This window comes from Fluviirhizobium alvei (assembly GCF_030551875.1).
Classification (GTDB): domain Bacteria; phylum Pseudomonadota; class Alphaproteobacteria; order Rhizobiales; family Rhizobiaceae; genus Rhizobium_E; species Rhizobium_E alvei.
In genome coordinates this window covers 136,217-158,667 of the sequence record NZ_JAUOZU010000015.1, presented here as the reverse complement: position 1 = coordinate 158,667, position 22,451 = coordinate 136,217, and the positions used below count along the sequence as shown (strand labels likewise).

Annotated in this window: 20 protein-coding genes and 2 pseudogenes; 2 read left to right on the top strand and 20 right to left on the bottom strand. The window is 59.2% G+C overall.

The genetic code is table 11. The features are described 5' to 3' along the window. The 13 genes and pseudogenes from Q4481_RS19625 to Q4481_RS19565 all read right to left on the bottom strand — a co-directional run. A pseudogene (locus Q4481_RS19625) lies at window positions 1-171 on the bottom strand (coniferyl-alcohol dehydrogenase); the annotation flags it as partial. 11 nt (window positions 172-182) lie between these two features. Next, window positions 183-1,673, bottom strand: a complete 1,491-nt coding sequence (locus Q4481_RS19620; RefSeq protein WP_304378088.1) for a flavin-containing monooxygenase — start codon at window positions 1,671-1,673, stop codon at window positions 183-185. Between the two features lie 38 nt (window positions 1,674-1,711). Then, window positions 1,712-2,554 (bottom strand): alpha/beta fold hydrolase, encoded by an 843-nt coding sequence (locus tag Q4481_RS19615; RefSeq protein ID WP_304378087.1) that lies wholly within the window; start codon window positions 2,552-2,554, stop codon window positions 1,712-1,714. A 252-nt stretch (window positions 2,555-2,806) separates the two neighbouring features. Beyond that, complete coding sequence (locus Q4481_RS19610; protein ID WP_304378086.1) at window positions 2,807-3,586, bottom strand: 3-ketoacyl-ACP reductase; 780 nt, start codon at window positions 3,584-3,586, stop codon at window positions 2,807-2,809. Between the two features lie 18 nt (window positions 3,587-3,604). Next, on the bottom strand, window positions 3,605-4,333 hold the full coding sequence (locus tag Q4481_RS19605; protein ID WP_304378085.1) for an ABC transporter ATP-binding protein: 729 nt from the start codon (window positions 4,331-4,333) through the stop codon (window positions 3,605-3,607). Further along, a complete protein-coding gene (locus tag Q4481_RS19600; RefSeq protein ID WP_304378084.1) occupies window positions 4,330-5,118 on the bottom strand; it encodes an ABC transporter ATP-binding protein in 789 nt (262 codons plus the stop codon). The genes Q4481_RS19605 and Q4481_RS19600 overlap by 4 nt, the downstream gene beginning before the upstream one ends. Next, window positions 5,115-6,413 (bottom strand): branched-chain amino acid ABC transporter permease, encoded by a 1,299-nt coding sequence (locus tag Q4481_RS19595; RefSeq protein ID WP_304378083.1) that lies wholly within the window; start codon window positions 6,411-6,413, stop codon window positions 5,115-5,117. The genes Q4481_RS19600 and Q4481_RS19595 overlap by 4 nt, the downstream gene beginning before the upstream one ends. Before the next feature lie 25 nt (window positions 6,414-6,438). Further along, window positions 6,439-7,380 (bottom strand): branched-chain amino acid ABC transporter permease, encoded by a 942-nt coding sequence (locus Q4481_RS19590; protein ID WP_304378082.1) that lies wholly within the window; start codon window positions 7,378-7,380, stop codon window positions 6,439-6,441. A gap of 39 nt (window positions 7,381-7,419) precedes the next feature. Further along, window positions 7,420-8,343, bottom strand: a complete 924-nt coding sequence (locus Q4481_RS19585; protein WP_304378081.1) for an SMP-30/gluconolactonase/LRE family protein — start codon at window positions 8,341-8,343, stop codon at window positions 7,420-7,422. 131 nt (window positions 8,344-8,474) lie between these two features. Then, window positions 8,475-9,719 (bottom strand): branched-chain amino acid ABC transporter substrate-binding protein, encoded by a 1,245-nt coding sequence (locus Q4481_RS19580; protein ID WP_304378080.1) that lies wholly within the window; start codon window positions 9,717-9,719, stop codon window positions 8,475-8,477. A 38-nt stretch (window positions 9,720-9,757) separates the two neighbouring features. Further along, window positions 9,758-10,294, bottom strand: a complete 537-nt coding sequence (locus Q4481_RS19575) for a VOC family protein (protein ID WP_304378079.1) — start codon at window positions 10,292-10,294, stop codon at window positions 9,758-9,760. Window positions 10,295-10,327: 33 nt separating this feature from the next. Further along, a complete protein-coding gene (locus Q4481_RS19570; protein ID WP_304378078.1) occupies window positions 10,328-12,073 on the bottom strand; it encodes a thiamine pyrophosphate-binding protein in 1,746 nt (581 codons plus the stop codon). Window positions 12,074-12,398: 325 nt separating this feature from the next. Further along, entirely contained in the window at window positions 12,399-13,136 is a 738-nt protein-coding gene (locus Q4481_RS19565; protein WP_304378077.1) for an SDR family NAD(P)-dependent oxidoreductase, read from the bottom strand. A 285-nt stretch (window positions 13,137-13,421) separates the two neighbouring features. Here Q4481_RS19565 and Q4481_RS19560 point away from each other — a divergent pair, with 285 nt between their 5' ends. Then, entirely contained in the window at window positions 13,422-14,204 is a 783-nt protein-coding gene (locus Q4481_RS19560; protein ID WP_304378076.1) for an IclR family transcriptional regulator, read from the top strand. A 647-nt stretch (window positions 14,205-14,851) separates the two neighbouring features. On the opposite strand, the pseudogene Q4481_RS19555 reads toward Q4481_RS19560, so the two are convergent. From Q4481_RS19555 to Q4481_RS19535, 5 genes and pseudogenes are all read right to left on the bottom strand, one after another. Beyond that, a pseudogene (locus tag Q4481_RS19555) lies at window positions 14,852-15,040 on the bottom strand (helix-turn-helix domain-containing protein); the annotation flags it as partial. Window positions 15,041-15,190: 150 nt separating this feature from the next. Further along, complete coding sequence (locus Q4481_RS19550) at window positions 15,191-15,541, bottom strand: c-type cytochrome (RefSeq protein WP_304378075.1); 351 nt, start codon at window positions 15,539-15,541, stop codon at window positions 15,191-15,193. Window position 15,542: 1 nt separating this feature from the next. Next, window positions 15,543-17,186: an FAD-binding oxidoreductase gene (locus Q4481_RS19545; protein ID WP_304378074.1), complete on the bottom strand. Its 1,644-nt coding sequence runs from the start codon at window positions 17,184-17,186 to the stop codon at window positions 15,543-15,545. Window position 17,187: 1 nt separating this feature from the next. Further along, a complete protein-coding gene (locus Q4481_RS19540; RefSeq protein WP_304378073.1) occupies window positions 17,188-17,607 on the bottom strand; it encodes a hypothetical protein in 420 nt (139 codons plus the stop codon). Window positions 17,608-17,729: 122 nt separating this feature from the next. Further along, on the bottom strand, window positions 17,730-18,785 hold the full coding sequence (locus tag Q4481_RS19535; RefSeq protein ID WP_304378072.1) for a hypothetical protein: 1,056 nt from the start codon (window positions 18,783-18,785) through the stop codon (window positions 17,730-17,732). A gap of 111 nt (window positions 18,786-18,896) precedes the next feature. Here Q4481_RS19535 and Q4481_RS19530 point away from each other — a divergent pair, with 111 nt between their 5' ends. Next, a complete protein-coding gene (locus Q4481_RS19530) occupies window positions 18,897-19,862 on the top strand; it encodes a LysR family transcriptional regulator (RefSeq protein WP_304378071.1) in 966 nt (321 codons plus the stop codon). 118 nt (window positions 19,863-19,980) lie between these two features. Here Q4481_RS19530 and Q4481_RS19525 read toward each other — a convergent pair whose 3' ends face one another. Both Q4481_RS19525 and Q4481_RS19520 read right to left on the bottom strand, forming a co-directional pair. Beyond that, window positions 19,981-20,625 (bottom strand): TetR/AcrR family transcriptional regulator, encoded by a 645-nt coding sequence (locus tag Q4481_RS19525; protein ID WP_304378070.1) that lies wholly within the window; start codon window positions 20,623-20,625, stop codon window positions 19,981-19,983. Between the two features lie 102 nt (window positions 20,626-20,727). Further along, on the bottom strand, window positions 20,728-22,341 hold the full coding sequence (locus tag Q4481_RS19520; protein WP_304378069.1) for an FAD-binding oxidoreductase: 1,614 nt from the start codon (window positions 22,339-22,341) through the stop codon (window positions 20,728-20,730). Window positions 22,342-22,451: the final 110 nt, after the last annotated feature.

The window sequence follows — 22,451 nt, the reverse complement described above, 5'->3', positions numbered from 1 at the left end:
AATTCCGGCAGGTGACGAGATGTCACCCTGCAGGAAATTCGGGCCCGGATTGGCCGGCGCGCGCACATCGATCCCGACCACGTCGGCACCCATGCCGAGCGCCATCTCCGCCGTCCGCGCGCCAATCCCGGACGCAACGCCCGTGATAACAAGGGTTTTGCCAAAGAGCATGGTCGATCTCCTCAGTCTGCAGCCGCTTGAAGCATGCCATCCATGAGATAGCCGCCCGGCTCGAAAGTGCCGTTCTCGTCGCGGAATGCATGGGCATAATCGGGCCAGATCAGGGTCAGGCGACCGCTGCGCGGGTCCACATACCAGCTTTTGCAACCACCATCGAGCCAGACCGTGCCTTCGCTGCGGCTATGCAGGTCCTCCATATAGGCGTCTTCGGCCTCGCGGCCGGCTTCCATGACCTTGATTTTGCGATCTTGCGCATAACCGAGCGCGCCGAGAATATAATCGACCTGCGCCTCGATGATGTAGACGATCGAGTTGTGGCCGAGGCCGGTATTGGGTCCATTGATGATGAAGAGATTGGGGTAGCCGTTGACCGCAATCGACCGGTAGGCCTGCATGCCGAGATCCCAATGGGCGTCGAGACTGACGCCGTTCTTGTCGAAAACCCGCTTGGCGAAGGGCGGACGCACGGCCTCAAACCCGGTCGCAAAGACGAGCACATCGAGATCATAGCCATTGCCTTTGGCGCTGATGGCTTTGGATCCCTCGACCCGGGCCAGCGCCGATGTCTCGAGCGTGACATTCGGCTTGAGGAAACTCGGGAAATACTCGTTCGAAATCAGCAGGCGCTTGCAGCCGACTTCGTAATCGGGAGTCAGTTTCGCCCGCAGCTCGGGGTCCGGCACCTGCTTTGCCAGATGATCGAGCGCCATGGTCTTGGCCTCGTTGAGGAACCGCGGCACATTGCGGCGCTGGGCATAATTATATTCGCCGCCCCAGAAGACCTCCGAACGGAGCGCCTCCATCGCTTCGGCATCGCGGCGGAACAGGCCTTTCTCCGCTTCCGAATAATGCCGGTCGAAGCGCGGGATGACATAGGCTGCACTTCGCTGGAACACCACAAGCTCTGAAGCCACTTTTGCCATTTCCGGCACGATCTGGATTGCCGAGGCACCGGAACCGACAACGCCGATCCGCTTGCCTTCAAGCGAAACGTTGTGGTTCCAGTCCGCAGAATGGAAGGCCTGGCCGGTGAACCCGGAAAGTCCGTCGACATCGGGAAAACGGCCATCGGCGAGATGGCCGGTGCCGGTGATCAGATACTGGGCGGTAAAGGTGCCGAGCGGCGTTTCGACCATCCAGAGATTTGCGGCATCATCCCAACGGGCCGACTGCATATCGGCACCAAAGCGGATATGCGGCAGAAGACCCTCTTCGCGGGCGCAATCGCGCAGATATTGCTGGATCTCGCCACCCGGAGAAAAGACCCGCGACCATTCCGGATTGAGCCGGTAGGAGAAAGAATAGAGGTGCGAAGGCACGTCGCAGGCGATGCCCGGATAGTGATTGTCGCGCCAGGTTCCGCCGACATCGGCGGCCCTTTCGAGAATGACGAAATCACGCTCGCCGTGACGCACGAGCTGGATGCCCATGCCGAGACCGGCAAAGCCCGCGCCGACGATGATGATCTTGCTGTGATTGGATATATTGGTCATGTCCTGCTCCCTTTGTCCTGTTCGATGCTGATCGGTCATCATGGCTTCAGTGCCGGAAGCAGGCTTCCAGCCGGATGGCGTGACGGTTGGCGGAGAAAGCTGTCCACCACATGGAAAAGCTCCGCTGCGCGTTCGAAGACGACAGCATGGCCGGACGCGATTTCCGTATAGCGGGCATCCTCGATGGCGCCGAACAGGGCCTTCGAATGGTGCTTGGGCACCATCTGGTCGAAGGTGCAGCCGACCACCAGCGTTGTCGCCTTGATGGACGCAATCTCTGCCGTCAGGTCGATGCGGGTGTTGAGATCCATTTGGCGATCGACGAAATCCGTCAGTTGCAGCATCTGGGCCGCTGCCAGCATATCGTCGAGGCTCTTTTCGGCCATGAAGCGGGCCGAAAAGGCACAGAAGGTCATATATTCGCGAATCGCCGTCGACCCCTCGTTGCGCAATGTCCGCCAGACCCGGTTGCGAAGACGTTGATGGGTGTCCGTCTTCATCCAGCCGGCGACGAGCGCCAGCGATGCCACGAGATCGGCATGCGCGGCAGCAGTGGCTGCGGCAACCACAGCGCCAAGCGAGTAGCCAAGCAGTGCGACCCTGGAGCCGCCACCGACATGGCGGATCACGGCTTCGACCTGGCGGACGAGCTGTGACAGTTCGAGGCGTCCACCCGGATCGGCAAGATTGAGCGAAACGACCTTCTGACGCGTCGCCAGAAGCGGCAACAGATATCCGAAATGGCTGTCTGTCGTGCCACCGGTGCCATGAACCATGACAAGCACCGGCCGGGACGGATGATCCTTCCCGGCAGAGAAATAGGTGACCTCGACACCATCGACAGACAGAACGGCTTCTGAGCTTCCAGCGGATTGCAGCATTTTTCCTCCTCCTGCAGGTCCAGTCCTGCGCACAAGATCCTGAGATCATAAAGTTCACATATTGGACTTAATAATTCGTTGACTTAACGAGAGATCCATTTAATTCCGAATAGCCCAAGTAATTAGGCGCTTTCAACTGTTTTCTTTGGTATTTTAAAAGTCCAATTAACGGACATATTGCGTGGCATCTGGACATGCAAAATCGCGCGGCGTCTGCCGCCGCGCAACCAGGCATCCAGGTCTCAAACGAAATCAGGCTATGGGCAGATGAAAGGCGCCATCGACATAGATCGCTTGCCCATTCAGATAGGGCATGGCTCCGGAGGCGAGTGTCGCCGTTGTCGCGCCGACATCCTCGGGGCGTCCCCAACGCCTGAGCGGCACACCGCCGGATTCGATATAGGCATCGATTTTCGCGGTGCTGGCGGACGCTGTCATATCCGTCTTGATGAAACCCGGCCGGACCTCATGGACATGGATCCCTGCCGCGGCAAGCCGGACGGCGTAGAGCTTGGCGGTCATCGACAGCCCGGCCTTCGAGACGCAATATTGCGACCGGTCGATAGAGACATGTTCGGCGGCGATCGAGGTGATGAAGATGACGGAGCGATAGAAGGATGTGTCCGGTTCCGCCAGCATCTTCCGCGACATGGCCTGGGTGAGAAAGAAGGTGCCGCGCAGGTTGATGCCGAGGTTGAAGTCGAAGGCTTCCGGCGACAGATCGAGAATGTCGGTCAGAGGTCGCGCGGCGACACCGGCATTGTTGACCAGACAATCCACGCCGCCGAATGCATTCCAGGCCTCCTCGATGATCTGCGAATGGCTCGACAGATCGGCGAGATCTCCCGTGACGAACCGCGCGGCGGCGCTCTTTGCTGCGAGGGTCGCGAGCGTTTCGTCGGCGCGTTCGTCGGCAACCAGATCCATGATCACCAGATCGAAGCCCTTGTCGGCCATTTCAATCGCAATTGCACGCCCCAGCCCCTGCCGTCCGCCCGTGACCAATGCGACGGGCTTGGTTCTCTTCCGCATTTGCATCTCCATCGACATTCAAACCTCCAGCCACTCGCTGCGGATACCATCATTGGCCATCAGGTCGGCCGGTGTACCTTCAAAGACGATCTCGCCATGGCCCATGACATAGAGCCGATGGCTGATCCCGAGTGCGATCACCAGCTTCTGTTCCACCAGCAGAATGGAAATTCCCCGCTCGGCAATGCGCGCCAGCAGTCGTCCGACCGCTTCGACCATCCGCGGAGCCAGCCCTTCGGTCGGTTCATCGATCATGATGAGATCGGGATCGCCAATGAGCGTCCGGCAGATGGTCAGCATCTGCTGCTCGCCGCCGGAAAGCACGCCGGCGCGTGTATCGGCCCTTTCGCGAAGCACCGGGAAGAGATCGAAGATATCCTCCATCGACCAGCGGCCCGGGCCACCGCGCTTGAGGCCGAGAACAAGGTTCTCCCGCACCGTGAGCGCACCAAAGATGTCGCGATTCTCCGGAACATAGCCGATGCCGTGATAGGCAATCTGGTGTGGTTTGAGCCCGGCAATATCCTTGCCGCGCCAGAACACCGAGCCACGCGTTGCAACATCGCCCATGATGGCCTTGAGTGTCGTGGAACGACCCGCTCCGTTGCGGCCGAGCAGGCTGACGATCTCGCCTTTGCCGACCGTGAGATTGACGCCATGCAGGATGTGGCTCTTGCCATAGAAGGCATGGAGCCCTCGGATATCGAGGAGTTCTTCCGTCAAAGGCGCTTTCGACAGGGCCGTCATGCCGAGACCTCCTTCTTGAGTTCGTCCATCGATGTGCCGAGATAGGCTTCCTTGACACGCTCGTTGGCGCGAATTTCCTCGGGTGTGCCGGTGGCGATCACCTGCCCATAGACCAGCACGGAAATACGGTCGGCGAGATCGAAGATCACGCCCATGTCATGTTCGACCATCAGGAGCGTCTTGCCCTGCGAGACCCGCTTGATGAGCTCAAGCGCATGGTGCGTTTCCGAATGGCTCATACCGGCCATCGGCTCGTCGAGCAGCAGCACGTCGGCGCCGCCGGCAATGGCGAGGCCGAGTTCGAGCGCACGCTGCTCGGCATAGGAGAGGACATCCGCCTGGCTGTCACGGCGATGTTCGAGGCCGATCTGGTGGAGGAGTTCCTCGCAAAGCTGCTCGACATCCGAAAGGCCGGAGACCATGCGGAACAGCGAATATTTATAGCCGAGCCGCCAGAAAACGGCGCTGCGCAGGTTTTCGATCACCGTCAGTTTCTTGAACACGTTGGTGATCTGGAAAGAGCGTGACAGGCCGGCGCGGCAGATGTCTGCCGGCCGCATCTGCTGTATCTGTCGATCATTGAGGCTGATCGTGCCGCTTGAGGCCTGCAGTCTGCCGCTGATCAGATGAAACAGGGTGGATTTCCCGGCGCCATTCGGGCCGATCAGTGCATGCCGTTCTCCCTTGCGGATATCGAGATTGACCCCGCGGATAATCTCGACCGGGCCGAAGCGTTTGCGGACATCCTTGAGGCTCAACGCGATTTCAGGACTGGACTGGCTCATGCCGCGCCTCCGGTTTGCAGTTGGGTTGTCAGGTTGTGCCGGCGATCTTCCAGACGGGAAAGCGCAAGTCGGGTGGCGAGGAAGCCCCCGATCAGGAGTGTGGCGCCGAGCGTCGAGGAGAGAGCGGACTGGACATCAAAGGCGAGGCCGAAAAAACTGAGCACCGGCCCCTTCGCAGCATCGAGGCCGGAGCGATAGCCAAGCTCGATCATGAGGCTCAGTCCGATGGCGGTGGCGAGGCCTGTCAGGCCGACAAGCAATGTTGCCGGGGCCAGTGCAAACCGCATCGGGCTGGAAAAATAGCGGCGGGCTGCCGTCAGAATGCCGACCAGACCCTCGGGCACGAACATCACCACGAAAATGAAGAGAATGCCGAAATAGAGCTGCCAGGCGGGTGTGATGTCCGAGAGCCAGATCTTCATGATGCCGATCGTGATGGCGCCGATCACCGGCCCGAAGAAGTTCTGGATGCCGCCGATATAGGTCATGAGAAGAACGAGCGTCGATTGCGCCGCCCCGATATCGGATGTCGTCATCACTTCGAAATTCAGCGCGGCCAGCCCTCCGGCAATACCACCGAAGAAGGCGGCGATGACGAAGGAGAGGAAACGTATGCGCGAGGGTTTGAAACCCACGAATTCGACCCGTTCCGCATTTTCGCGCACCGCATTGGCGAGGAGGCCGAAGGGGGTTTTCGTGACGAGAAAGAGCAGCACTGCCGAGATAAAGAACCAGCCGACGATCACATAATAGATCTCGATCTGGGTCGCGAAATCGAAGCCGAAAAGGCTTCCTGTCATCGTCCGGTCAATGCCCTTGCCCTCTTCACCGCCGAAGAAGCTCGGAAGAATGAAGCTTGCGGCATGCACCAGTTCCCCAAGGCCGAGCGTGATCATGGCGAAAGTCATGCCGCCGCGCCCGGCCGCGATCCAGCCGAACAGGATACCGAACAGGCTCGCGCCGACCGCTCCGAAGAGGGGCAGAAGCGGCAACGGAAAGTTGACGCCGCTTTCCTCGCAGAGCTGAAAGACGAGGACGGTGATGAAACCGCCGAAGCCGAAGAACATGCCATGGCCGAGCGACAGCAATCCAGCCTGACCCAGCAGCACATTATAAGACAGGGCGAAGATCGCCATGATTCCGAGATAGGAGAAGGTGCTGATGGCCGATCGTCCGGGAAAGACGAGCGGCAGCACCACCAGGACGATCGCAAGCACGATCCAGCCCGTGATTGCGATTGTGTGGTTTCTGGCTTGCCAGCCGGTGGCCGGTGCGGCGGTTGCAATGGGGGTCATGACTTGGATCCTCTCTCGCTTCGGTTCAGCTGCGCTTGCCGATCAGGCCGGTCGGACTGAAAATCAGCACCAGGACCAGAAGCAGGTAGGGAATGATGGGACCGATCTGGGCGACGGTCACGTCACGGAGATCGCCGAGTATCGCAGGCACCTCAGCGGCGCCGAACAGGCCGAACAAATCGGCAAGCGACAGATCGATCGACACGGCGAAGGTCTGGATGCAGCCGACCAGGACCGAGGCAATGAAGGCGCCCGTCAGCGAACCGAGACCGCCGACCACGATGATGACAAACAGGATGGGTCCGAGTGCTGCGGCCATCGACGGCTGGGTGATCAGCACCGGCCCCGCGATGACGCCCGCCAGTCCTGCCAGAGCGCTGCCGGCACCGAAGACCAGCATGAAGACGCGCGGCACATTGTGCCCCAGCATGGCCACCATGTCCGGATGGGTGAGCGAGGCCTGCACGATGAGCCCGACGCGGGTCCGGGTCAGAACCAGAAACAGGCTCGCGAAGATGGCGACGGACACGACCAGCATGAAGATGCGGAACGCTGGATAGCCGGCGCCGAACAGGGTGAAGGCAGTGAAATCAAGCGCTTCCGGCACCCGGAAATCGAGCGGTGAGCGCCCCCAGAACATCTGCACGACCTCTTCGATGAGGAAGGCGAGACCAAAGGTGAAAAGCAGTTCGCCAAGATGGCCATATTTGTGGACAGTCCGAAGTCCGAACCGTTCGACGAAGGCGCCGACGCAGCCGACAAGAAGCGGCGCGGCGATCAGGGCGACCCAGAAGCCCGTCCAACGGCTGATTTCAAAGCCGAAATAGGCGCCGAGCATGAAGAAGCTCGCATGGGCGAAATTCAACACCCCCATCATGGAGAAGATCAGCGTCAGGCCACTGGCGAGAATGAACAGCAGCATGCCGTAAAGCAGGCCGTTGAGCAGCGAGAAGATCAGCACATCCATGTCGGTTCCAGTCTGTCTTGCATATGATGGGGGGCGGTTTCAGAACCGCTGAAAGTTGAGCCGCAGGCCAGGTCGTGGCCAGCGCATGGAAATCAGGCGGCCGCTGCCGGAAAGGGTGATATAGGCCGTCCGCATGTCGGCGCCGCCAAAGCAGATATTGGTCGAAAACTCATCCGGCATCGGAATGCACTCGACTTCCTTGCCCTCTGGCGAAATGACCGTGATGCAACCCGGTGTGAGACCCGCAACGCAGATATTGCCGTTTTCCTCGACTGCGAGGGAATCGTAGCGTTTGAAGCCCTCGATCTGGGCCAGGACGGGATCTCCGGGACGAGCCGGGTTGGGCTTTACGATCTCGCCCGGCGCCGTGATCTCATACGAATAGAGCCGCCCGGTCTCGGTTTCGGCGACATAGAGCGTCCTTTCGTCCGGTGACAGGCCGACGCCATTGGCGGTGGTGATCGGGAAGGCGATTTCCTTGACCATCGAGCCATCGATCTTGCCGTAATAGACGCCGCCGCAATTGAAGCTGCGGGCTTCCCGGCTGCCATGGTCGGTGAAATAGAAGCCACCCTGACGGTCGAAGACAAGATCATTCGGCATCAGCAACGGATGGCCATCGACAGCGCGATAGAGTTCGCGAACTTCGCCGCTTGCGAGATCAACGCGTTCGATACGGCCGCCGGAATAGGTCGGCGAGCCGCCAACCGGCTGGGTGATGCCGCCGGGAGCACCCCACAGGAAACCGTCACCATTGTTGCAGATGTAAAGGGCTCCGTCGGGACCGAAGGCGGCGCCATTCGGTGCGCCGCTCATCTGGACGACCTTCTCCTTGCGGCCATCCGGAAAGATGCGGGTAATGCAGCGCGCCTTGATTTCGACCAGGATGACCGAGCCATCTTCCATCGCGACCGGGCCTTCTGGGAATTCGAGCCCTTCGGCCATGACATTATATTCGACCATGTTTTCTCCTCGCCTTGCAATTGTTGGCCGGGCCCGATCGGCCCGCGCCATTCTTGAACGATTGTCCAACCTCATTCCATAGGTCTTGAGGATAGGACGATGCGACGGTCAAACCGCCACGTGCCGGCTCCTCAGGGTCGCTTCATCTCGCAATCCTTGGGCTCAAGCGTAATGTCGGTTGCCGGGATGATCGCCTGGGTATGCCAGCCCCAACTGGTGCCTTCCTCGTCAAGGCCGCCATCCTTGGTCGGACCGAAGCTCGAGATCGCCATCTGGGTAATGATCTGGTGGTCGTCCGGACGGACGGTGGCATCGGCGCCGAACACGGTCTTGATCTGGATGCCTTCGAGGGCGGCAACCAGTGCGTCGACATCATTTGAGCCTGCCTTTTCGGACGCGGCCTTCAGAGCCCGCACGGCCGAGGTATCGCCGGGGAACGGGCTCGCCGAGGTGCCCTTTTCCTTGCGGAAGCTTTCTTCGAACGCCTTGAGATCGGCATTGTCGATTCCCGCATCGCCGTCAAAGACCGAATAGATAAGATTGTCGAGACCAGCCTGCTTGATGGATGTCGGCGCACCCGGGCCAGTGGAGAAGTAGGTGAACCACTTGGTCGCAAGCTTGGCTTCGCCGGCTGCCTTCAGGACCAGCGCAAGATCGGCACCCCAGTCGGACGTGATCACGACATCGGCGCCTGAGCTGCGGATCTTGGCGACATAGGGTGCGAAATCCGTGACCTTCTGCAGCGGATGGGTTTCATCACCGACGATCTCGATATCGGGACGCATTTCTTTCAGCATGTCCATCACGCGTGCGCGGGTCGTCTGGCCGGATGAGCCTTCGGCATTGAGCAGATAGACTTTCTTGATATCAGACTGGCTCTTGAGGAAGACACCGAGACCCTTGGTCTTCATGTTGGCGTTCAGAACCCAGGAGAAGCTGTAGTAGTTGCACTTTTCGCCTGTCGTCAGCGGATCGTGGCTGGCACCGTCGAAGACGATGACCTTGTTGTCCGGATTGCGGCGATTGTACTTGGCAACGAAATCCACCAAGGCAAATGTGTTGCCGGAGGAGACGCTCGTCTGCAGGATGCGGGCGCCCTGATCGATTGCCTTCTGGGCCTGGATGGCGGTTTCCTGAGGCGACATCTTGTTGTCGAAGGTCAGAACCTCGATCGGCTGGCCGTTGAGCCCGCCCTTGTCGTTCACCTCTTTGACCGAATAGGTGAGAACATTGAGAATACGCTCGGTCACGACAGCGGCCGGGCCCGACAGCGGATCGATGACAGCGAACTTGAACGTATCGGCAGCATAGGCAGTGCTTGCGGCAAGCGACAGAACGAGGCTCGTCAAAAGGCTGGTCGTCTTCAATCTGGACATCAGGTTCTCCTCCTTGGTTTAGTGTCCATCGTCCGGCATCACATCCGGCGAATAGGGTCGGTTCCATCCCAGGCAGCCGCTTCGGCATAGATGCGCGAATAGCGGCGCTCCTGGGAGGAATTCATTTCGATGAGTTCGATCATGCCGGGCATGGTGCCCTTGCAGTCAAAATAGGCGATCCGCGTTCCGACCGGCGTCCGATCGGTAAAGACAGGTTCGAAGCCGCTGTTGCGGTAAGCGTCCGACCTCGTGTCGAAATCTGCCGTCGCGATCCCGAAATGGTGAAAGCCGTAGCCCGTCCTTTCGACCGTTTCGCGATATACAGACGGCTCGTCATTATGCTGCTGAACAAGTTCGATCATCAGATGGCCCGAAAAGGCCATCGCCAAGCTGAGCAAAACGCGGGTGGGCTGACCCCGGTAGAGCGCGTTCTCCGGCGTGAAGGGGCCGCGCAAAAACCAGGGGGCAATGCCGAACTCACGGCTGTAGCGGTCGATTTCGGCCTCGATATCGGCAACGGTGAACGCCACCTGCGTGATGCCATCCAAGGGCTGGCCATAGTTCAGTCTTGTCACAATCTTGCTCCGCGCTTCATCTTCCGGCGCCATTCACGGTTCGGACCTGCCGTAGAAGAGGTAATGGTCATAGGTGTTTTGCAGTCGCTCGCGGTCGACACGGATATCGATCACGGCCGGTTGGCCGTTTTCATTGGCGGCAAGCGCACGTGCGATCGCATCATCTAGGTCTGCTCGGTTTCGAACGGTTTCGCCGTGGCAATGACAGGCGCGGGCAAGTGCCGCCAGATCCGGCATCAGCTTGAAGTCTGTGTCGAGAATGCGATTGCCGAAAGCATGCTCCTGGATATCGCGGATCGAACCCAAAGCAGCGTCGTTCAGGACGATCCATGTCACGCCGAGCCGGTATTCCGCAGCGGTCGCCAGGATCGGCATCACCATCTGGAACGATCCGTCTCCTACGAACCCGATCGCCGGATGGTCGGGTCGGGCAATTCTGGCGGCCGGAAGAGCCATCGAGGCAAAGCCCATGCCGTAAAAGGACGAGGGCGTGATTGTCTGTCGCGGCCCGAAAATCTCGAAGACGGGAAAGGCGCCGGCCATATGCTGAGCCAAGCAACCGACATCGATCGCCACCGAGGCATCCCTGGGCAGGTGACGGCCAACCGCGCGAATGGCCTGCACCGGGTGGATGCAGTCACCGGCAACCTTACCCTTCTGTTCGAGTTCGGAGCGGATGGAAGCAAGCGTCTCGGCGCAATCGCGCGTTCGCGGATGGTTGCGGAAATCCGTGTTCGGATCCGATAACCCCTCTTCGGCCAACGCAAGGTTCAACTGCCCGAGCACCGTTTTGAGATCACCGACGATACCGAGTCCGGCCGGAATGCTGCGGGAGATTTCCGCAGGATCGATATCGACCTGGATATAGGTCGCCTCGGGCGACGGCACGAAGCCGGGACGCCAGTTGTTTTCCATTTCCTCGAACCGGGTGCCCAGACCGATCACGACATCGGCCTGCTTCAGCAATCGCTTCGAAAGACCGTTGCGATGGGCGCCGAGCCCGCCGGCGGACAGCGGATGATCATCGGCAATCGATCCGCGACCGGAAAGGCTCGTGACGACCGGGATCGCCAGAGATTCCGCGAGAGTCCGCAATTCGTCCCAGGCACCCGAGGCAATGACACCACCGCCTGCCACCATAAGCGGATGGCGCGCTGTGGCCAAAAGGCGCGCGGCCTCGCGGATCGTCCGCTCATCGGCAGCCAGCCGCGCCGAACGCGACGGGTTGGGCCTTGGCGCTGCAATCGTTTCCGTCAGGAGATCGCGCGGGATATCGATATAGACCGGGCCCGGCTTGCCGCTGCGGGCAATCCGGAATGCCTGACTGAGAACCTCCGGCAAAAGTTCGGCGCGATCGACACGGACCGACCATTTGGTCACCGGCGCAAAGATCTTTTCGGTCGAGACTTCCTGGCTGGCGCCACGAAAGGCTGTGGCGGTTGCGCCCCTGCCGGCCAGAATGATCATCGGAATGGAACCGACATAGGCTTCTGCAACGCTGGTCAAGAGATTGGTGGCGCCGGGTCCGGCAGTTACGAGACAGACAGCGAGGTCACCCGTCAGCTGGAAATAGCCCGTCGCCAAAGCCGGGGCCTGCTGTTCATGGCGAACCAGATAGCTGCGGATTTCGGCGCACCCATGGAGTGCGTCATAAATGCCGAGGACGTGGCCGCCCGGCATGCCGAACACCGCCTTGACGCCTTCTGCCACCAGAATATCGACGACAGCCTGGCCACTAGGCACTTGCTCGACCGCCGGCAATGCCGTTGCTGAATTCACGTTCCACCCAACGCCGGCCTCCCGACCGACGCCTCCTCTGTTCGGATTGTCGCGCCCTCCAGCCACGGACAACAGGCCCGAAAGCCTCGTCATCACATTTGTCGGCTGGATGCTTTCGACATTCCCCCTCAAGAACTGGGACCGAACATAATCACGGGTGACGTTCTGTCAATTTCATTAGTCCGCATATCGGACTCAAATGAAAATATTTTCAAAGCAGTTGATCTGCATCAACGCATTGAAAATTAGTTTGTCTGGTGAAGTTTTTTTATTTTTTCCGTTCACAATCCGCATGCATTGGAAATTAATGTCCATTATATGAACTTCAATAGGTCGCTCGACCTCCGGAAATATCGAAAACGGCTCCGGTCGTGAATGAACATTCCTCGGAACACATCCAGCTCACCATGGCCGCGACCTCCTCCACCGTTCCAAATCGCCCCATCGGGATTTTCGAAAGCGAAAAGGCGACCTGTTCCGGCGGCAATTGCTCCATCAATGGCGTATCGATCAGTCCCGGCGCAATGCAGTTCGCCCGGACGCCGGTGCCGGCCAGTTCCTTGCCGAGCGATTTTGTGAGGCCAATGATTCCCGCCTTTGCTGCGGAGTAGCTCGATGCGTTGGGGTTCCCTTCTTTTCCGGCAACCGAAGCGACGGTGACGATCCGGCCATAATTGCGCTCCAACATGGAGGGGAGCGCTGCCCGACAACACAGGAAGGCGCCAAACAGATGCACATCGACCACTTGTTTCCATGCCTGTGCCGGATGCTGATCGACGGGATGCGTAAGGCCCGTCATGCCGGCGGATGTGACCAGGATGTCGACCTTGCCAAGCTGTTTTTCTGTTTCAAGCATGGCCGCAGCCACCGAGGCCTCAGAGGAGACGTCGCAAGCAACGCCAATTGCGCCTTCGATTGCGCGCGCGGCCTCCTCACCGTTTCGCAAATCCCAGATTGCAACGCGAGCGCCCGATTGCGCGAACCGCCGCGCGATCGCCAGGCCGATACCACGCGCTCCTCCGGTGACGACCGCCACCCGTCCTTCCATGTCAATTCTGTTCATTTCCCTCTCCCGAAACACGCCCGCGACCCTGTTTGATCGCCTTCACCTTTCGGAATTGCTAGGGGATGCTCGAAAAAAAGTCCATATTTGGAATGGGGAATAGGATATGTAGAAGGCGGAAAAATCAGATATAACAAAATAATAACAGATAGATAGAATATTTACTTTTTTGACGAAGAACCAAAATCATTCTGGGCCATCGAAAAAATAGTCCGCATATCGGTCTTTTCTAGTCATTTGTGGCGAGCTATAGGTGAGGGGCTCGAAAATTGCGGGGGAGATTCGATGAGCGACGACATGCTGGACGATGGCGGTTCCAAGAGCCAGGTCGTCGAAAGGACCTGCCGCATATTGCGGGAAGTGGCCAAAAGAGGCCATTCCGGCACACGGCTGCTTGACCTGACCAATGCGACGGGTCTTTCCCGGCCGACGGTTCATCGTATTCTGCAGTCGCTGATTGCAGAGAGATTTGTGCAGCAGAAGTCCTCGAAACGCTATCATCTCGGCACAGCGCTCTATGAGATCGGCCTGTCGGCACCCAGTCCGCTTGGCGACCTCGAACCGTTCCGGCAAATCATGCAGGATCTCGCCAACCGATGCGGTGACACGGTCTATCTTGCCATCCGGCGCGGCGATCAATCCTTCTATCTTCTTCGATGCGAAGGCGCCTTTCCGATCCGCACCCATGTCGTCAATGCCGGACAGACATTGCCGCTCGTCGGAAGCCATGCCGGGCACGCATTTCTGGCCTCGATGGAGCCGGCCGAGGCCGAAGACGTCATCAGCCGTGCGGAGAAAACGCCCGACCTGTTTGGTGCCGGCAATGCCGAATTCCTGCGCGACGAGATCGAACGCATCCGGTCGCAAGGCTATGGCTGGGCGAAAGATGTGACGATCAAAGGTGTGGCCGGGATTTGTGCGACCGTTCCCAATGCCTATGGCCAGCCCTATCTTGCGGTAACGATTTCTGCCATTTCCTCGCGACTGGAAAAAGATCGCGTTGATGCGCTCAGCCGGATGCTGCTTGAAACGGCTGAAGCGATTTCCGATCAATTGCATAGTCGGTAAAGCATCAAGCGCTTGCCGCGGATTCAGCAACAAACGAGATCTCGCGGTGAAGCACCTTCACCTTGTCGTACGTTGCAACTCGGCTGTATCCCCGACAATGAGCCATGTCTCTAAATACCGCCCTTTGAAATCATCCTACTATTGAAGCTGCATTTTTTGGTAATCGTTTTCAGAATCATGGCGACATTCCGCTACATCGGGAGCGGCAATTTCCTCGCCGATGGTCAACAACTCGGCAACCACGGAGATTTGCGACAGTCCCCGCCGAACTGACAGCCTTTGTCCTGTCGAGCGCGAAAGCGGACCATGAGTAATGAAACCTGATCGGCAGGGCCCTGTTGCTTCGCGCCGTTCCCAGGGCAATTACCTTCTAAAAGGTGATCTATGCACCAACGCCCATTTCCATATAAACGCCTTGGAAGTCGGCGCGCTTTTGGGGAACGGGGAGCAATGGAACAGTCAACCGATTTATAGGCCCTAACCATGAACTACGTGGGCTCAGCGACATGGGCGTTAGTCATTTGATGCACTTCGCTTGAATGGCTGCGCACGCGTCTTTGAAGGCCGCCCCCAAGCGCAAGGCATCAAGAAAAGTATTGACACCAGTGGAGCCCACACACGACAAAAATGAAATGTGATCTAGACAGCGGTCGCGACGTGCGATCAAGCATGGCCTCGCGCCTACCCGCTTTGAAGCGCTCGACCCAACGCGCCACGATCTTGTCCGAGACGCCGTAGACCTTGGCGGCACGGACAACGGGCAATCCTGCGATGATGGCAAGCGCCATTTCCCCTCGACGCAAAGGTGTCAGTCGGGCATTCTTATGGATGTTCATTCGGAGCGATTCTGGATGACTGAGGTGTGGTAACTCCAGTCTCCTCGATCTGCTCTGAATGGACAACCTAATGAAAGCTCACATGTAGTCTCGCCGAAACGCCCTGGCGCTCTTTCGGACATCAACGAAATTTTTTATAGCAGAGCTGTCTCACTTCCTGGCGCTGGCTTTGAGATACATGGCCAGCGCCTCTATGTCGGCGTCACTGATCTCGGTCTTGCGAAAAGACGGCATGATCGAGGCTCCATTGCGGATCGTATAGGCCAGCATGTCGATATCGAGATCGCCACGCATTTCGAGCAGCGGCGGCGGATCGTCATTGTACTTGAAATGCAACGCCATAGTTCCCGGCGTATGGCGGCCCGGACCGTGGCAGGGCGCGCACCATTTGGCAAAGACCTGTTTGCCGCGCTTGACGCCCGCTGGCGCATCGGCGGCTAGTGCTGCGCCGGAAGCCGAGAGCATGGAAAGAAGAAGGCTGGGAAAAAGAGTCATACGCATGTCACTTCCTCTCGTCGCGGATATGCTTCGGCCAGATGCCATAGCGGCCGGCGGCAAGAATGCCGTTCGGATCGACGGCATCTTTCAGTTGCTCGCAGAAGCGCCGATAGGCATGATCGTTGAAGCTGTAGCGGTCCAGGATGAAATCCTGCAGCGCCGGCGCCGCCCGATATTCGCCCCAGCCGTTTTCGGCCGCTATCATGATAAGGTGCTTGAGCAACATCAGGCCTTTCCGGCTCATCTCCGCATTGGTCTTGGAGATGAAGATCGGGAAGATCATGATGAAGGTGTGCGGCGTATAGCCGAGCGGCACCGGGGCATTGAAGCCAACGTAAACGCCCATTTCGGCGATCGCCTTGCAGAAGACGTTCTGGGCCTTCATCACGCCCTCGCCGGAACGCGGGATCACCGCCGAGAACCACAGATGGCCGTCGGACGGGGCAGGAAAGGCCGGTGAGCGCGCGCCCATCGCAAAGATGCCGAGATTGGGAATGCCGAAATTGACCTTGCGGTCGAGATCGAGCCGATAGGGCTCGAGTGCTTCTTCCTGTTCGGGCGTCAGCGGGATGTCGTAGGTCACTTCCTCAATGAAGCGGCATTCGGGCAGCTTCTTCCGGAATTCTTCTTTCGCATGTTCCCATTTCGCTTTGGCGATTACCGGCGGACCATAGGAGAGGACGCGTACGTTCCAGAACGGCCTGTCCCCCGCGATACGGGCGAGTTCATCTGGCGTCGGTCCGCCCTGCATTCCGAGAACCCGGGTGATCTCCAGATCAGGCTTGGCGCCGAGAGTGCCGGTGACCGGGCTGGTGATCTGCGGCATGCCGTCGCAAAGCCCCGACATTTCGAGCCGGTTCAGCACCTCCAGAAGAGGAATGATATCGGCATAGTTCTTCGCCTCAATGACGCCGGCGCTCATGGCTTGCGGACGCGGCATGAGATGGATGCCCATCTTGGTCACAATGCCGAAATTCCCCTGCGAGAACAGTCCATCGACATAGGGGCCGAACCCATATTTGTAATCCTGCCATGTAGCGGCGCCCGGCAGAGCGCCCATGCCCGTCCGCATCAGTTCGCCATTTGCGAGGACGACTTCCATTCCGCAATGGGCGCCGAAGTGATCGCGGTAATTCTGGCTCGTGTAGCCGACCCCGCGATCCAGCGCATTGCCGATTACGCTGCCCCAGCCCGGTTCCGGACAGTCGATCCAGAGATCAAGCCCCTTGTCCTTGAGGTGACTGTAGAGGTCGAAATAGGAAACCCCCGGCTCGACAAGCGCGAAACAGCGGGTGGAATCGACCTCAATGACCCGGTTCATGCGCTTGAGATCAACAATGACGCTGCCCGACAGATTGGGTGCCGCGCCGCCATAACCGAGATTCTTGCCGGTTGAGATCGGATAGATCGGCACTTTCAGATCATTGGCCACACGCACCAGGGCCTGGACCTGTTCTGTGCTGTCCGGCGCGACAGCGGCAGCGGCAAGCCGCTCTTCCGGCTCGTCCCAGAAAGGCGAATAGGAATCGCGATAGGTGGCAAGATCGTCTTCAGAGGTAAAGACCCAATCAGCGCCGACGATGGCGCGGAAGCGCTTGAGCGCCTCTTCGAATTGCTGGCCGGTGAGGCCGGGCGGAAGTATGGCCATGTCAGCTTACTTTCATGTTCAGGCTGGTGCGCGGGACCAAGGTCCAGCGATAGGGTGCGGAAGCAGTGACGTGATCTATGGGAACCCTCGTCCCGGTGGTAGCGACGTGGCAATCGGCGATTCGCCAGCTGAGGTCGGCGGCAAGCCTCGAGAGGCAGAAAAGGGTGTCGCCGAGCGTAAGACCCGTGACCGGCGCGGAAGAGGCCATAAGATAGGGCCTGATCTCGGTGAACCAGACAGGAGAAACATCCGCGCCCGTCGCTACGATCCTGGCGCCGGGCAGAGCCGTGTGACCGGTGGAAAAGCGCCGGTCGTAAAGAAATAGGCCGGATCCGGCGGCGAAAGCCGGTGCGAGACGGGGCCCGGCGATTGCGCCGAGCGAGGCCGCCGCCGCCAAAAGAAGGAAGTTTCGTCTTTTCATGAGGACCGCTCCCGAACGGGCCGGCCGGCCGAGGCCGCGCCAGGCGGTGGCGTGAGATCAATCATTGTCGCTTGTCCTTGGTCAAGAATTTTGGCGGCTCTCCGGCACCGCGGGACACGGCGTCAGGCCGAGCAATTACCGGCATCAGTGAAAAGGGCATTTCCCGGTGCCTTCGGCCGAAGCCGGGGCGGCGCGGGACCGAGCCGGCCATCGCGGGCAAACGGCACTTCGCTGACCGCGATCATCGGGGGGATCTGCATCTGGTTGTCGGTGCGGCCGGCCCGCCGCGCCCGCTCGGGCACGCTAAGTTTGGGATCCGGCAGAACATGTTCGGCCATCCAGATCTTGAAATGCATGAGCTTGCGGACGAGGAAGGCTGCCAGCGGATTGGGTTCGCCCATATCGCGGAGCTTGCGGATATAAGGCTCCTGCATCGTAAGGACCATCTGCCGGCCGAGGCCATGAAGCGGCCTCGGAAAATTGGCCTCGCAGAATTGCTGAACCGTATATTCGGCAAGTTGGCAGCCGGCTTCGCTGTGGGGCCAGTCGCGGGCGTCGAATTCGGCGACCAGTTTTTCCATGCCGGCGAAATCGTCTGGAAACACATCGATATAGCCGTTGATGCCGCGCATCATGCGCAGGATGTCACGCCAGAAATGATGCGCGGCGATCTTCTGTTTATTGCTGAAGCCCGCCACGCCGATCTTCTGGCGCAACTGGTGGGCGGAGGTCGCAAGCATGCAGACGGTATAGACATAGTCTTCGTCGGGAAAGGCCTCCGGCCATTTCTTGGCCAGGCCGGCATGGATCCGATTGACCAGCTCGATCGAACGCTGAGTCTCTTCGCTGGCGGGACCCTTTTCATACCAGGTCCAGAAGCTCGACAGCGTGTCATAGGCGCGCTTGTGCATCTGGTCGACGGCCTTGCGGGTGCGCGAGGCGAGAAGCTCGCTGCCGGCCGGGTTCTGGGTGATCCGCGGCAGGCCAAGACAGTAGAGCAGATTGAAGGCGGTTTCGTCGACCCGGTAACAGGACGTCAATTGCCAGATACGGACATAATCAGTCTCGGGATCCAGGCTATCGATCTCTCGGGCGATCCAGCGATAGCCGCGACGGGCGTCCGCTTTCTTCGGCGGTGCCATTTCCCCATGGACAGCTAGGCCACTTTCTGTATGCATGAACTCCTCCTCGTGTCGGGTAGAGACGGCTAACTCCTCTTCGCCGCCCTACCGATTTTCATTCTGTCAAACAGCCGGAGCGCGAACTATTCGGGGATCGGAATAAGCTTCATGAAAATCGATGATGGGAAAAACCTGTCCCTGGACCAGCTTCTGCTGTTCCAGGCCATCCTGAAAGAGCGTAGCGTCACCGGCGCAGCCGAGGCGCTCGGGCTCAACCAGCCGACCGTCAGCCAGTCCCTGCGCCGTTTGCGGGGGATTCTCGGTGACGAGCTTTTCATTCGATCCGGCCGCGGCGTCGAGCCCACCTCCCGGGCACTTGAACTGGTGGAGCCGGTCGAGCGGATCCTGACGATCCTCGCCAGGGAAGTGCTGGCGCGGAGCGATTTTTCGCCGCGCGACAGCGATCGTCACTTTGTGATCAACACCACCGATCTGGGGGAAATCACTTTTGTGCCGAGCATCCTTAGGCGATTTCGCGCGGAATCACAGCGCATCACGTTGGAAGCCAAATGCCTGAAACCTCAGGATCTGATGAATGCCATGCGGCTCGGCGACGTCGATCTGGCGCTCGGCTATTTTCCCGAGCTGACCGCACATTCTGTCTATAGTCAGTCGCTCGCCGACCATCCCTTCGTCTGTCTGGCGCGCAAGGGCCATCCGCTGATCCGGGACGGACTTTCGGTGGAGGAATTCCGTTGCGCCGAACATGTCGGACTGATCGGCGAGGGTCATGCCCAACGGCGGATGGAGGACAGGATCAACAGCGCCGGTATCGACCGCAAGGTCGCCTTCCGCTCGCAGAATTATGCCAGCATCCCGTTCATTGTCCGCGATTCCGACCTGATCGCCACCGTGCCGAAAATGCTTGCGTTCTGCTTCGCCGAGTTTCTCGAGATCGAGGTGTTCAAGCCACCTATCCCGATCGAACCGATCCATCTCAAGCAGTATTGGACCGAGCGACAGCACAAGGATCCGGGCCAGATCTGGCTAAGACGCATTGTCGCAGAGATTTTTCTTAACAATGATCCGGCGGCCAACTTCAAAGTTGGGAACGGCTCGGATGAAAAGCCATGACGATTTTGGAAGACGACTTTCTGCAGTCACAGGGTCCGTGGCTTGCACGACAATGGCCGCAGCAACAAATGTGATGTGGCGCTCATCACCCTGGTAAAAAAGAACTCAAAGGTGAAGTTCAGGAAGCCGGCGCAAGCAGAAGCCAATTCACCGCCGTATCCTGAAGATCGGCGATAAAGCTTTCGTCGCTATATACAAGGCCGACATCCAGCGCACTGGGCGTTGCCACGCGCGCCATGAGAGCCGCAAAAATCACCCGGAAACAGCGGTCGATCCGTTCCGGGTTGGGCTGCTTCTGGGCGCCCGAGTGACGCAAGACAATATCGCGAAACCAGGTCGCCGTTTCCGTCCGTGCCTGACGGGTGCGAAGCGCGATTTCGTCATCGATTTCCGCACGAAGTATGACAGGACGGTGGAAGCGTTGATGGGCAAATGTTGTCAGCGCGATGGCGGCCACCGCGCCACGAATGACAGCATCGGGCGAGCTGCCTTTCAACCTTGCCCGGGTTGCCTCCGTTTCCTGCCGGACGGCGCCGAAGCCGTGCTCGAAAACCGCAAGAAACAAAGCTTTTTTCGTGCGTACGCGCGCGTAAATGGCGGTCGGGCTGACATTGGCGCGCGCGCAGATAGCGGCGATTGTGAAACCGTCATATCCTTCTTCTTCGAGAAGGCGGAGCCCCGCTTCCAGGATACGCTCCCAGCTTGCCTGGGTACGCTCCTGCTGGGGAGGGTGGATCTCGAAGTCGGCAGGCAGGTCTTTCACGGAATCAGCACATTGCAAAACATACGCGTTGAGGGATGTCGCATCCCGGTTCGAGGATGCGGGAAATCGTCCATCATTGCAATTGGGCTTTGCCGTGTTTCGTCAGCCTTGTCGAGTGTCTGCCGTGCGGAGATGGGCCGGCCAGATTCCGTGCCGCCCCGGATTGATGATTCCCTTGGGATCGACGGCGTCCTTGATCCGCTCGACGAAACGGCGATAGGCATGTTCGCCAAAGCCGTATTGATCCTGGGCGAGATCCATGAATTGCAAATGCGCCCTGTATTCGCCGTAGCAGCGCTGGCCTGCCTTCCTCACGAGATCCTGCATGGCCGCATAGCCGGTTGCCGTCGCCTGCTCATCATCGATGTCGAACTGTATTCCGGCGACGCTGACCAGCGAGCGGGCGTTAACGACGATGAGATCGGCGGTATGATCGATGCCATGGTTTTCGAATTCCCGCCGCATCCAGCATTGAAGCTCATAGACAGTCTTTCCGGTCAGCGGCGCCACCGGGGCGAAGCTCATATGGCCGCCACGCTCTCCGCCATACCAGCCGCCCATATCTTTCCAGTCCAAATTGGGGACGCCTGAATAGACGCGATCGGAAGGATCGGGCAGGTTCGGCCACTCGCGCGGCCCCGTCACCGAGGACCGGATCCGGCTTCCCGGAATGGCGCTGAAGGCCTTTGTCGCTTTGTCGAGTTGCAGAGCCACTATGTTGCGATCGCCGTAAAGCGCGAAACGAAGATGCCAGCGACCGATACCGATCCGTTCGGCGATCGCATCGATCGCCTCGTCCGGTATCGGAACCGAGGGGTCGCCGGCATACCAGTGGTCGCGCTTTGCGATGGTGGACGCGATCAGCAGGGTGTTGAGAATGCAAGGCACACCGTCGATCGTTCCGTCCAGGCGCAACCGGCGCAGGATATCGACGAGTGAAATCAGATCCTCGTCGCGGCTGACATCGACATGGACATGGGCAATTGCTTCTGGCTTCGGCATCAGCCACAGGCCCAGCTTGGTAACGACACCAAAGTTGCCCTGCATGAACAGCGGCTCGATGGTCGGACCCAGACTGCGCTTATAGAGGTTCCAGCTTTCGTTGCCGTCCATCGCACCCATGCCGGTCCGCAGCAGGCGACCATCTGCCGTCACCACTTCCAGGCCGCAGATGGCCTGGAAATCCTTGCCATAAGGCAAATAGGTCAAGCCATTGTCCTGCGAATTGCCGCCGAGGCTTCCCCAGCCCAGATCCGGCACCGACACCATGAGGTCGGCGCCCGCTGCTTCGATGGCATCATACATGTCCTGAAAGGAGACGCCGGGCTCGATGAGCGCATAGCCCAGTTCCCTGTCGATCTTCAAAACACGGTTCATTCGGCGAAAATTGATCGTTATCCCGCCCGACAGGCGCGGCGCGGCCCCGCCATAGCCGTTGTTCCGGCCTTGCCCCTGGGCCCAGACCGGAATCCCGTACCGGCCCGCAATATCCACGATCGTTTGAACATGCTCGACACTGTCGGGCTGAACGACGCCGGCGGTCGTAAAGGCATCCCATGCCTGTGGTTGGTAAGGATCTCGATATTCTCCCCCGTCGCCAATGATCACTTTGTCGGCCCCGATCTTGGCGGCGATTTCCAGAAGCGCGCGGGTGAGAGTTGCTGTCTCCACCTCTGCCTGTCGTGCTGGAATGAACGATGGTGTGGTCGCCTGCATCGCGAATGCCCTCCCGGTCGATAAAAGATGCGGTTACGCGAGAACTGTAGTGATCACTACAGTTATTGGCAATGAAAAATGTAGTGGTCACTACATTTTATGAGCGCGCC

Coding starts and splice junctions, on each gene's coding strand:
- Q4481_RS19620 (WP_304378088.1), bottom strand. CDS start 1,673: ATGACCAATATATCCAATCACAGCAAGATCATCATCGTCGGCGCGGGC.
- Q4481_RS19615 (WP_304378087.1), bottom strand. CDS start 2,554: ATGCTGCAATCCGCTGGAAGCTCAGAAGCCGTTCTGTCTGTCGATGGT.
- Q4481_RS19610 (WP_304378086.1), bottom strand. CDS start 3,586: ATGCGGAAGAGAACCAAGCCCGTCGCATTGGTCACGGGCGGACGGCAG.
- Q4481_RS19605 (WP_304378085.1), bottom strand. CDS start 4,333: ATGACGGCCCTGTCGAAAGCGCCTTTGACGGAAGAACTCCTCGATATC.
- Q4481_RS19600 (WP_304378084.1), bottom strand. CDS start 5,118: ATGAGCCAGTCCAGTCCTGAAATCGCGTTGAGCCTCAAGGATGTCCGC.
- Q4481_RS19595 (WP_304378083.1), bottom strand. CDS start 6,413: ATGACCCCCATTGCAACCGCCGCACCGGCCACCGGCTGGCAAGCCAGA.
- Q4481_RS19590 (WP_304378082.1), bottom strand. CDS start 7,380: ATGGATGTGCTGATCTTCTCGCTGCTCAACGGCCTGCTTTACGGCATG.
- Q4481_RS19585 (WP_304378081.1), bottom strand. CDS start 8,343: ATGGTCGAATATAATGTCATGGCCGAAGGGCTCGAATTCCCAGAAGGC.
- Q4481_RS19580 (WP_304378080.1), bottom strand. CDS start 9,719: ATGTCCAGATTGAAGACGACCAGCCTTTTGACGAGCCTCGTTCTGTCG.
- Q4481_RS19565 (WP_304378077.1), bottom strand. CDS start 13,136: ATGAACAGAATTGACATGGAAGGACGGGTGGCGGTCGTCACCGGAGGA.
- Q4481_RS19560 (WP_304378076.1), top strand. CDS start 13,422: ATGAGCGACGACATGCTGGACGATGGCGGTTCCAAGAGCCAGGTCGTC.
- Q4481_RS19550 (WP_304378075.1), bottom strand. CDS start 15,541: ATGCGTATGACTCTTTTTCCCAGCCTTCTTCTTTCCATGCTCTCGGCT.
- Q4481_RS19545 (WP_304378074.1), bottom strand. CDS start 17,186: ATGGCCATACTTCCGCCCGGCCTCACCGGCCAGCAATTCGAAGAGGCG.
- Q4481_RS19540 (WP_304378073.1), bottom strand. CDS start 17,607: ATGAAAAGACGAAACTTCCTTCTTTTGGCGGCGGCGGCCTCGCTCGGC.
- Q4481_RS19535 (WP_304378072.1), bottom strand. CDS start 18,785: ATGCATACAGAAAGTGGCCTAGCTGTCCATGGGGAAATGGCACCGCCG.
- Q4481_RS19530 (WP_304378071.1), top strand. CDS start 18,897: ATGAAAATCGATGATGGGAAAAACCTGTCCCTGGACCAGCTTCTGCTG.
- Q4481_RS19520 (WP_304378069.1), bottom strand. CDS start 22,341: ATGCAGGCGACCACACCATCGTTCATTCCAGCACGACAGGCAGAGGTG.